Raw genomic sequence first — 10,178 nt, 5'->3', positions numbered from 1 at the left:
TAGGGGCTTTCTTTCTGCTCATAACAAACAGGATGAAGCACTGGAATGATCACTCAATAGTAAAAAGTGGATCAAGTGCTGAGTGTCACACTTTTTCTGTCAATAGGGGCTTGGTGAACACTTACCTAAATTTTATTTAAATTATAATGGATGTACAATTACTCGATTTATTGAGTCATTGAAATCTAAGATAAAGAATGATTTAAGGCGGAAGGGAAAAATTGGAGAGTGTAATATGAGATACGTATGGGTTAAAGAGCAGAATACGTCAGTGTTACCACATTATCACCTGGCATTGTTCTTTAATAGAGATATCTATTATTGCCCTGGCAACTACCAGCATGACTATGGCAATTTGTCATCTATGATAAAGGAGGCATGGGCGAGTGCTTTAGGGTTAGATTGCTTTGAAGTAAATACTAGTATTCATTTTCCTGAAAACTCTATTTATTATGTCAGTAAAAGTAGTGCGAATTTTTTAGATGAATATAAAGTATGTTTTTATCGTCTAAGTTACTTAGCTAAAGTTGATACAAAAGTATATGCTAGCGGATTAAAAAACTTTTCTACTAGCCGAAAATAAAAAAAGAGGATCTGCCTCTTTTTAATGGTATGTTTATTGTGTTTAAAAACCGAAGATATATCTTATCCCACCAAAGAATAAGCCAGAAACAGAACCAATAACTTTACCTATAGCCTTTCCTGGTTTTCCGAATATAGCCCCTATATCGGAGCCGATAGATGCGCCTTGTAGTGTTGTTTCTACAATGGCTTCCCAAAGACTTAAGCTGGTTTTTTTGTTGTAATCGCTGGCGTCGTTATCTTTCCAATTATTCACGTCATTGGAAATGGTTCGGTTCGCCAGAATTACTCTTTTATTTTGAGGTAACAGCTCGACAATGATATACAACAATTTTGATAAGTTATACGGTCTCTGTCGATTCACACCATCACTGTAGCCAGCAACAAAGTAGATAGGCGCAATGGTTATCTGCGTGGCTTTATGTATTCGTTTAGCTACCGATGTTTGCTGTTTTTCAAGAAAAACTAACGCTTCATCGGTTGGCTCATTATCAATATAGTTCCATGCCTTTGGGCCTTTCAACGCTACATCTGCTTGGTTAATACCAACAATCAGTCGTTTTTCTGCTTCATCTCCTAAATGTGGGATAATGATGTCATTAATGAGAGTTAATGGCGTACCTAGATCACGAGACCCGCCATCAAGTATTACTAGTACTAAATCAATTACTAGCTGGTCATGAGCGTCCTTCTTGTTGAGCAAGTGTTTGATCGCCTTTATGTGTCTTGTATCTTCTTCTATACCATCACCTAACCCAGGGGTATCCCACAGTACAAGGTTATTTAATTGGTAATGCTGAACACACTCAGTATGAGGCTCACTATTAATTCCTACTTCAGCTATCGGTATGTTAAATAGTGCGTTAATGGTTGAGCTTTTGCCTGCGCCAGTCGCGCCAGTGATCAGGATATTGAGCGTTGTTTTACGGAGTAGGGCTAAATTATTAAATAATAACTGTTTTGTTGTTGTATCTAACGTTGTACTACTAATATTCTTTTCTAGTGATGAAATTAACTCATTGCTTTTCATAACTGTAATCCTTTATGTGCTCGTGATTTAGTAGAAACTACCTGGTCTCTGCTGAATATGGAATGGAGTAACCACTTGCGATGGGTAATTGATCTAATGAGTCGCTAACTCAAAGTGATTTCATCAAATACTCCCATCGCTACATAAGCGAGAAAGTTATGTTCCCACAGTTGATAGAGTGCTTTTGCTTCATGACTGCCCTTGATTGGGTGCCATCCTTGATAAGCTGCGAAGAACTCTCCACGTTGAAAGTCAAAATCTAAGCAGCGTTCAAGCTCAGGGTAGGGATGACCAAAGTAAGCAAACTCGGTCAGATAATCGATATGCCATGCATCCGCCATTTTGCTGAGCGCTATTTCAACCGGATGAAAGCCGCCATTCTCTGCGCTGTAGGCTTTATCTCGAAAGTGAAACACCAGCAAGCATTGAGCTTCTAAAGCGGATGAACTCAGCGATGAGGCACTGAGCTGCTCATTCAATAAGTCATGCAGCTTGTGCGAGATGGGCAACGTAGACGCTGTAAAGGTGAGTTGAGACATAAATCCTCCTTGTGATATTCGGTAGAGCCATTAAGTGATCAGTGGTGTTATTGAGTGGTGATGACACTTACCGTGATCTCATCAAAAGCACGTCGAGCAAGATGCCTAGCGAAACTTGTTGTCCAGACAGACAATAAGGTTTGCACTTCATCATGAGCCAGACTGGCTGAGCCAACATCGGCTTGGTAGCACCAGCCATTGGGCAAATGAAAATAGAGATCGAGTTCTAGTGAAGAGCTTTGCTGATGGGGATAGGAAAAGCTTGCCATCATGACGATGTGCCACACATCCATCGCACTGTGACGGACAAGTTGTAGCTCCATGGGTGTTAATCCTTGTCGGATTCGGTAATAGCTTGTTTGGCGACAGTTCATTATGATCCGCTTGGCATGCTCGGGGATAGTAAAGCGGCGTAGCACTTGAGTCAGTGGCGCGGCTAATGTTGCTTCGACACTCGTAGTGATGGTGTGTTGAACGGTCATAAAAGTCCCCTTTCAGCAAAAGAGACACAACCTTCACCGACCACAATATGATCCAATACCCGAATATCGACTAACGCTAAGGCGTCTTTTAAACGTTGTGTAATGCGCTTGTCGGCCTCTGAAGGCTCAGGCTGACCGGATGGATGATTATGAGCGAATATCACGGCAGCGGCATTACAGGCTAAGGCGGCTTTCACCACTTCACGAGGGTAGACGCTGGCGGCATCAATCGTTCCTTGAAATAACTCATTAAACTCAATCAAACGATGTTGATTATCCAATAACATCACGGAAAATACTTCCCGCTCTAACCCACCTAATTTAAAGCGTAGAAACTCTTTGGTGGCTTCAGGATGACAAAAGGCGCCGGTTCGTAAATAACGATTAGCCAGAATTTGAGCGGCTTGCTCTAGTACTTCATTTTCTTGGTAATGCTGTTGTTGTTGGTATTTTTTCGATGTTGTCATTTCAGTCTCCTTGGTACATCACTTAGGGGTTCACTGAGATGACATATATCTGATTATTTTTTGAATATGAGTTGGCTTAGGCGCCATCTTATTTTTTACAACATCGCTTTATCCCATGAGGACCACAGACATAGGAGAACGTCCCATGAGATTTTTAAAACTAAAAGAAGTGATGGAAAAAACAGCATTAAGCCGTTCAGCGATTTACCGCAAAATGAGTGAGGGAGAGTTTCCGAAATCCGTGAGTTTGGGTGATAGGGCGGTGGCTTGGGTAGAGAGTGAGGTCGATGAGTGGATGGAAGAGTGTTTACTAGGTCGGTAATTATTTTACTGGAGGGTTGATGGTTAATTCATAGGTAAGCGTTCACCAGTAGCATGTTGACTAGGTATTTAGATAAAAACTCGTGTGCTTAAGGTCGAACACATTTGGGTATGGCTGCTGACGAACCACCGCGTTGGCTATGCGTGAAAGCGTATCAAGTGACGATATTTTCCGCTTTTTACAGGCTTTGATGTGATGGACGCACCTCCCTTCTAGCGTCGTTGTACCAAACTAATAGTACAACCATTAAGAGCAGGAGTAACAAGTATGTCTATTAAAGTTGTCGGTATTGATATAGCGAAAAATCTCTTCCAAGTGTGTGTTCTGGGTACAAATGGACAAATTTTATCAAACAGAAAGGTAAAGCGAGATAAGCTTCTCGATACTGTCCGCCAACTACCAGAGCAAACTGCTCTAGCAATGGAGTCATGTGCAACTTCTCATCATTGGGGCAGAATATTTCAAGAGCTAGGATATACAGTGGCTCTTATTCCAGCTCAGCATGTAAAACCATTTGTTGGGCGGCAAAAGAACGATGCTAATGATGCAAGAGCCATTTGCGAAGCCTATTCTAGACCTAATCTTCACTTCGTGCCTGTTAAGTCTGTTGAACAACAAGACCTTAAAGCGATACGCAGTGTCCGTAAACGTTTGGTAGAAAACAGAACTGCCTTGGCGAACCAGATCAGAGGATTGGCTGCTGAATACGGGGTAGTATTTCCTCTCTCTATTAAAGCTTTACGAAGTCATTTACCGCTAGCTCTTGAAGACGCAGAGAATGCCCTTTCCCCAGTAATGAGGAACTTACTGCAAACTTTATACTGTGACTTTGTCAGTCTTAGCGAAGAGATAGATGAAATGACCCAAAGTGTCACCATATTGAGTCAGCAAAATCCAAAATATGAGGCTATTCGGAATATTCCTGGGTTTGGTCCGATTTTGACAGCGGCGCTGATTAGTGAGGTAGGTGTTGGAAACCAATTCAAAAATGGTCGCCAGTTCTCAGCATGGTGTGGCCTAGTTCCAAAACAAAATAGTACAGGCGGAAAAAGTAGTCTTGGCTCTCTATCGAAGAATGGCAATCGCGAATTGAGAGCATTACTTATTCACGGTGCTCGCGCAGTGGTTCGGTGCGGAGCTAACAAAACGGATGCTATGGGAGCATGGTTGAGAGGACTCATTGCACGCCGAGGAAAAGCAAAAGCGATTGTCGCTCTTGCAAACAAGCTCGGTCGGGTAGCATGGCACATCTTGGCGAAAAATAGTGAATACGATATTAATCAGGCATTTAAGCCTGTTTGACTAAAAATACTAAGTTCTAAGGAGATATCCTCAAGAAGCAACTGAGTTTGCAATAGCTGATGAATAAACGGTGAACCATCCTTACTACACTCTGATAACGCAACGAGGTTATTGAAACCGAGGCTTTGAAAAGACAGTGAGGAGCGGATTACATCATGGCGCAGGTCACATAGTAGACCTAGAAAGACGTCGGATATATGTTAGCGACCGTATCATTGAATCAGTCATTGCATCCTGAGGTGCGTCCATATATGTTGCGTAATTCGGTCAGAGAACCAAACTGCCTGCAATTGGTTGATTCTTATACAATACACTGAGTTTCAGGCATACCAAGCCCTGTAAGTTTGTTCAGCGCTTTAATCATCGCGTAAGTTCACCAACCTGAGCATTGTAGTTTCTCAGACTTAATCGCCCACCTAACAACTGCTTCACTCGATACATTGCTGTCTCTGATAGTGAGCGTTGATGATAGCCGTACCGCTTTTTCCACTTATTGTTGGAGCCGTAGAGCTTCTGGCAACCTACCGCTAAATTCCTAGGGTGACCATTCTCCCAGAAGGCTGCCCCTTCTCTTGGAGGGATGAGTGGAACAGCTCGCTTGAACCGTATGGCATCGTAGCAATCCCTTGTGTCATAAGCGCCATCGCCAGATATCTCGATAATTCTTCGGCGGGTTTGCTTGAGCAAGTTAGGGAGGACTTCTGCATCGGTAACATTAGATAAACTCAGTTCTGCCGCGACGATTTCGTGAGTGCTGGTGTCTACCGCTAAATGCAACTTTCTCCAGACTCTACGCTTCCCGTCAGTACCATGCTTCTTGACCTTCCATTCACCTTCGCCATAAACCTTGAGACCTGTTGCATCAATAGATAGATGCTGTATTGCGCCTCTACTCTTTGGTTTAAATGAAACCTCGACTTGCTTAGCTCTTCGACTGATACAACTGTAATGTGGGCAGACTATAGGGACGTTAGCCAATGAAAAAACAGAATCGATAAATCCTTGCAATGCTCTCAACGGCATTGAGAAAACTCGTTTCACCATAAGCGCAGTAGTAATGGCTAAGTCGCTGAACTGACGAGGTCTACCTCGTTTATTTTGTTTGCTCTGCTTCCACTGGCGAATGGCTTCTTCATCAATCCAGAAAGTGAGTGAACCGCGGTTGATTAAGGCTTTGTTGTACTGTTTCCAGTTCGTTGTTTTGTAGCGAGGTTTCGGCAGTGGTGGTCGCATACTGAATATGATTGATCTGACTGATGTTTATATGACCTTTTTTCTACCCGCTGCACAAGCCGGACGTATTGCGATAGGTAGTGAAGTGCGGATTATTCTGGATGCGGCGCCACATGTTTCTATTCCGGCGCAGATATCCTATGTAGCTGATGTTGCTCAATTTACCCCAAAAACGGTAGAAACTGCCAGCGAACGTGAAAAATTGATGTTCAGGGTGAAAGCTCAAATTCCCCCTGATATATTGCAAAAACATATCACACAGGTAAAAACAGGTTTACCTGGAGTAGCCTGGGTAAAGCTCAGTACCGATGCACAATGGCCTGCACATCTCCCTGAGCGAGTTACGCCATGACTGTTGCTCGAATCAAACGAGTAAGCCTGCACTATGGTAAAAATCAGGCACTGAAAAATATAACGCTTGAGATCCCATCCGGTAAAATGGTGGGCTTAATTGGTCCGGATGGGGTAGGGAAATCCAGTTTATTGTCGCTACTGTCGGGAGCCAAAAAAATACAGGCTGGGCAGATAGAAGTGTTAGATGGTGATATGAGCAGTAAAGCGCATCGCGACAAAATGTGCCCTCATATTGCTTATATGCCGCAAGGGCTGGGGAAAAATTTATACCCCACCTTGTCGGTGGAAGAAAATTTACAATTTTTTGCCCGTTTGTTTGGCCACTCCACAACAGAGCGGCGCCGCAGAATTGATGATCTCACGAAATCAACAGGGCTATATCCGTTTCTTGACCGCCCTGCGGGTAAATTATCTGGCGGCATGAAACAAAAACTTGGATTGTGCTGTGCACTGATCCACGACCCGCAATTTTTAATTCTGGACGAACCGACCACAGGAGTAGACCCGTTAGCCCGCAGTCAGTTTTGGCAACTGATTAGCCGGATTAAGCAGCATTATCCGCAGATGAGTGTGATCGTTGCCACCGCCTATATGGATGAAGCTGCCGCTTTCGATTGGCTGATTGCCATGGACGATGGCCAGGTACTCGCTACTGGAACACCAGAGGAAATGCTTGTCCGGACAGATTCATCTTCGCTGGAAGATGCCTTTATTAAACTGTTACCGGAAGAAAAGAAACACGGCTACAAACCGGTTGAAATAACACCGCTTAACGGAAATACGACTGATATCGCAATAGAGGCTCAGGGGCTGACTATGCGTTTCGGTGATTTCACCGCCGTTGATAATGTCAGTTTTCGTATCCGCCGTGGTGAGATTTTTGGCTTTCTGGGCTCAAATGGTTGTGGTAAATCCACTACGATGAAAATGCTTACCGGGCTTATACCGGCAACCGAAGGCAAGGCTTGGTTATTTGGGAAGGAAGTTGATCCCAGAGATATTAACACCCGCAAACGCGTTGGCTATATGTCACAAGCGTTTTCGTTATATGGTGAACTGACGGTAGCACAAAATCTTGTGCTACATGCCCGGCTATTCCATGTTGCGGAGCAAGACATTCCGGGTAGGGTAGATGAAATGGCTACACGTTTTGATTTAGCGGCAGTGCTGGATGAACTGCCGGAAAGCTTGCCGCTTGGGATCCGGCAACGCTTGTCATTGGCAGTTGCCATGGTGCATAAACCAGAGTTACTGATTCTGGATGAGCCTACATCGGGTGTTGACCCTATTGCCCGGGATAATTTTTGGCGCTTGCTGATTACTTTATCCAGGCAGGATCAGGTGACTATTTTTATTTCTACCCATTTTATGAACGAAGCTGAACGTTGCGACAGAATGTCGATGATGCATGCCGGAAAAGTGCTGGACAGTGATAAACCGGCTTTACTGATGAAAAAACGCGGCAAAACAACGTTAGAAGCAGCCTTTATTGATTACTTAATTGAGGCCAGCGGCGACAGTCAGGCAGCAGAAACTCAGGTATTTGACGTGACAAAACCCGCCGTGAGCAAAGTGTTCGCGCCGTCAAAACAATTTTTTAGTGGCCAGCGTATGTTCAGCTACATGTGGCGCGAATCGTTAGAGTTACGCCGCGATCCGGTAAGAAGTACCCTGGGTTTAATCGGATCGCTCATTCTATTATTTGTGATGGGCTTCGGCATCAGTATGGATGTGGAAGACTTACGCTACGCCGTGCTGGACCGGGATCAGACCGTATTAAGCCAGAATTATACTCTTAGCTTATCGGGCTCCCGATATTTTTTAGCACAGGAACCGATAAAAGATTATGCAGAGCTTGATAGCAGGATGCGCAGCGGCGAGCTTGCTTTAGTATTGGAAATACCGTCTGGTTTTGCCAGAAATATCGAACGTGGAACCGCCACTGCAGTTGGCGCCTGGGTTGATGGTGCTATGCCACAAAGGGCAGAAACAGTTAAAGGCTATGTGCAGGGTATACATCAGCATTGGCTTACGGAGCAGGCCCGGCTGCGAACGAATAATAGTGTTAGCAGCACAGTAGGCATTGAAACGCGTTACCGGTATAACCCCGATGTGCGTAGCCTGCCAGCGATGGTACCCGGCATTATTCCATTGTTGTTACTGATGATGCCGGCCATGTTAACGGCGCTGGCCGTAGTGCGGGAAAAAGAACTGGGATCGATTCTCAACCTGTATGTTACCCCGGTAACAAAAATAGAGTTTATGTTAGGTAAGCAGTTGCCCTATGTCGTTTTGGCGATAATCAATTTTTTGTTGATGTGTTTGCTGGCCGTTACTTTGTTTGAGGTGCCCATTACCGGTAGCTTTATTACCTTGCTGCTGGCGGCTTCTTTATATTGCATTATTGCTACAGGCCTGGGGCTTTTGGCCTCAACGATTACCAAAAGCCAGATAGCGGCTATGTTTTTTGCCATGTTAGCCACGATGATCCCGGCAATACAGTTTGCAGGGTTATTGGATCCGGTCTCCTCAATGGAAGGTGCTGGCCGCCTGATTGGTGAGCTTTATCCTGCTACTCATATGATTGACATCAGTAGAGGAGTCTTCAGTAAAGCGCTTAATTTCAATGATTTGTATAATTCGTTTATACCATTGGTGCTGGCAATACCCGTTATTTTGGCCGCCGCTGTGCTATTACTGAAAAAGCAGGAGCGTTAATATGAGAGCATTAGCTAATATTTATCGCTTAGGGGTTAAAGAGCTTTGGAGTTTAAGGCGTGATAAAATCATGCTATTCCTGATTTTTTATACCTTTACGCTGTCGGTCTATACTGCAGCCACTGCTATGCCAGAAACGTTGCATAAAGCCCCGATAGCGATAGTTGATGAAGATGCTTCGCCGCTTTCGGCCCGAATCGTAGCAGCTTTTTATCCGCCGCAGTTTACTTTACCCGAGTTAATTTCTCTGCAACAGATGGATCCGGGTATGGATTCCGGTCAATATACTTTTGTGGTTAATATACCACCTGATTTTCAAAGCGATATGCTGGCTGGGCGCATCACTAATATACAACTGAGCACTGATGCAACCCGTATGAGTCAGGCATTTAGCGGTAGCGGTTATATTCAGCAAATTATTATGGCAGAAATCAGTGAGTTTTTGCAGCATCAACGCGGCTTGTCATCGTCCCCGGTAGATCTTGAACTGAGAGTACGGTTTAACCCCACATTAGAAAAAATCTGGTTTGGTTCAGTCATGCAGATTATTAATAATGTAACGATGTTATCGATTATCCTGACTGGCGCTGCACTGATCCGGGAACGTGAACACGGCACCCTTGAGCATTTGCTGGTGATGCCTGTAACGCCAACAGAAATTATGCTGGCAAAAATCTGGTCAATGGGCTTTGTCGTATTGTTCGCAGCCGCCTTCTCTTTAACCTTTGTGATTCAGGGCGCTTTAAAGGTACCGATTGAAGGCTCTGTCATATTGTTCCTGCTGGGGGCGGCTTTACATCTGTTTGCGACAACGTCCTTAGGTATTTTTATGGCAACCCTGGCTCGGAATATGCCACAATTTGGTATGTTGATGATACTTATCTTATTGCCTCTGCAAATGCTCTCAGGTGGTTCCACACCAAGGGAAAGTATGCCTGAATTAGTACAAAATATTATGCTGGTTGCCCCCACCACTCATTTTGTCAGCCAGGCACAGGCCATTCTTTATCGCGGTGCCGGCTTGGATGTTGTTTGGCCGCAATTCCTGTGGCTGGTGATTATTGGCAGTGTTTTATTTGCCTTTTCGTTATCACGTTTTCGTAAAGCTATCACGCAAATGGCGTGACCAGCTATCTGCTAAGGCCAGCA

At 44.3% G+C, this 10,178-nt stretch carries 9 protein-coding genes and 2 pseudogenes; 6 read left to right on the top strand and 5 right to left on the bottom strand.

The annotated features are described in order from the left end of the window. Nucleotides 1–130 precede the first annotated feature (130 nt). Nucleotides 131–583: pseudogene (locus FKN93_RS14125) on the top strand (inovirus Gp2 family protein); the annotation flags it as partial. A gap of 42 nt (nt 584–625) precedes the next feature. Here the strand turns inward: FKN93_RS14125 and FKN93_RS14120 are convergent. The 4 genes from FKN93_RS14120 to radC all read right to left on the bottom strand — a co-directional run bounded on the left by FKN93_RS14120 (nt 626) and on the right by radC (nt 3,100). Continuing rightward, nucleotides 626–1,612: a GTPase family protein gene (locus FKN93_RS14120; RefSeq protein WP_170905364.1), complete on the bottom strand. Its 987-nt coding sequence runs from the start codon at nt 1,610–1,612 to the stop codon at nt 626–628. Between the two features lie 104 nt (nt 1,613–1,716). Then, the gene (locus tag FKN93_RS14115; protein WP_170905363.1) at nt 1,717–2,151 is read right to left on the bottom strand and encodes a DUF2787 domain-containing protein; all 435 of its coding nucleotides are present in this window, start codon (nt 2,149–2,151) and stop codon (nt 1,717–1,719) included. A 47-nt stretch (nt 2,152–2,198) separates the two neighbouring features. Then, entirely contained in the window at nt 2,199–2,633 is a 435-nt protein-coding gene (locus FKN93_RS14110; RefSeq protein ID WP_170905362.1) for a DUF2787 family protein, read from the bottom strand. After that, the gene (radC, locus tag FKN93_RS14105) at nt 2,630–3,100 is read right to left on the bottom strand and encodes a DNA repair protein RadC (RefSeq protein ID WP_170905361.1); all 471 of its coding nucleotides are present in this window, start codon (nt 3,098–3,100) and stop codon (nt 2,630–2,632) included. The genes FKN93_RS14110 and radC overlap by 4 nt, the downstream gene beginning before the upstream one ends. Before the next feature lie 115 nt (nt 3,101–3,215). On the opposite strand from radC, the gene FKN93_RS14100 reads away from it, so the two are divergent. Together FKN93_RS14100 and FKN93_RS14095 are read left to right on the top strand one after the other, a co-directional pair. Beyond that, nucleotides 3,216–3,422, top strand: a complete 207-nt coding sequence (locus tag FKN93_RS14100) for an AlpA family transcriptional regulator (RefSeq protein ID WP_170905360.1) — start codon at nt 3,216–3,218, stop codon at nt 3,420–3,422. A gap of 267 nt (nt 3,423–3,689) precedes the next feature. Then, entirely contained in the window at nt 3,690–4,724 is a 1,035-nt protein-coding gene (locus FKN93_RS14095) for an IS110 family transposase (RefSeq protein WP_170905359.1), read from the top strand. 301 nt (nt 4,725–5,025) lie between these two features. Here FKN93_RS14095 and FKN93_RS14090 read toward each other — a convergent pair. Further along, a pseudogene (locus FKN93_RS14090) lies at nt 5,026–5,945 on the bottom strand (IS5-like element ISVpa3 family transposase). A gap of 43 nt (nt 5,946–5,988) precedes the next feature. Between FKN93_RS14090 and FKN93_RS14085 the strand changes: the two are divergent. The 3 genes from FKN93_RS14085 (at nt 5,989) to FKN93_RS14075 (ending at nt 10,155) form a co-directional block, all read left to right on the top strand. Beyond that, complete coding sequence (locus FKN93_RS14085; protein ID WP_249374186.1) at nt 5,989–6,309, top strand: HlyD family efflux transporter periplasmic adaptor subunit; 321 nt, start codon at nt 5,989–5,991, stop codon at nt 6,307–6,309. Continuing rightward, a complete protein-coding gene (gene rbbA, locus FKN93_RS14080; RefSeq protein ID WP_170905357.1) occupies nt 6,306–9,029 on the top strand; it encodes a ribosome-associated ATPase/putative transporter RbbA in 2,724 nt (907 codons plus the stop codon). The genes FKN93_RS14085 and rbbA overlap by 4 nt, the downstream gene beginning before the upstream one ends. A 70-nt stretch (nt 9,030–9,099) precedes the next feature. Continuing rightward, on the top strand, nt 9,100–10,155 hold the full coding sequence (locus FKN93_RS14075) for an ABC transporter permease (RefSeq protein WP_346009392.1): 1,056 nt from the start codon (nt 9,100–9,102) through the stop codon (nt 10,153–10,155). Nucleotides 10,156–10,178 lie beyond the last annotated feature (23 nt).

This window comes from Vibrio sp. A8-1 (assembly GCF_013048685.1).
Taxonomy (GTDB): Bacteria; Pseudomonadota; Gammaproteobacteria; order Enterobacterales; family Vibrionaceae; genus Vibrio; species Vibrio metschnikovii.
Note: the sequence above shows the minus strand (reverse complement) of the source record. Positions and strands in the feature narration are given on the sequence as shown.

Bases quoted from the DNA above. Each gene is read 5' to 3' on its own strand.
- FKN93_RS14120 (WP_170905364.1), bottom strand. From the start codon at position 1,612: ATGAAAAGCAATGAGTTAATTTCATCACTAGAAAAGAATATTAGTAGT.
- FKN93_RS14115 (WP_170905363.1), bottom strand. From the start codon at position 2,151: ATGTCTCAACTCACCTTTACAGCGTCTACGTTGCCCATCTCGCACAAG.
- FKN93_RS14110 (WP_170905362.1), bottom strand. From the start codon at position 2,633: ATGACCGTTCAACACACCATCACTACGAGTGTCGAAGCAACATTAGCC.
- radC (WP_170905361.1), bottom strand. From the start codon at position 3,100: ATGACAACATCGAAAAAATACCAACAACAACAGCATTACCAAGAAAAT.
- FKN93_RS14100 (WP_170905360.1), top strand. From the start codon at position 3,216: ATGAGGACCACAGACATAGGAGAACGTCCCATGAGATTTTTAAAACTA.
- FKN93_RS14095 (WP_170905359.1), top strand. From the start codon at position 3,690: ATGTCTATTAAAGTTGTCGGTATTGATATAGCGAAAAATCTCTTCCAA.
- FKN93_RS14085 (WP_249374186.1), top strand. From the start codon at position 5,989: ATGACCTTTTTTCTACCCGCTGCACAAGCCGGACGTATTGCGATAGGT.
- rbbA (WP_170905357.1), top strand. From the start codon at position 6,306: ATGACTGTTGCTCGAATCAAACGAGTAAGCCTGCACTATGGTAAAAAT.
- FKN93_RS14075 (WP_346009392.1), top strand. From the start codon at position 9,100: ATGCTATTCCTGATTTTTTATACCTTTACGCTGTCGGTCTATACTGCA.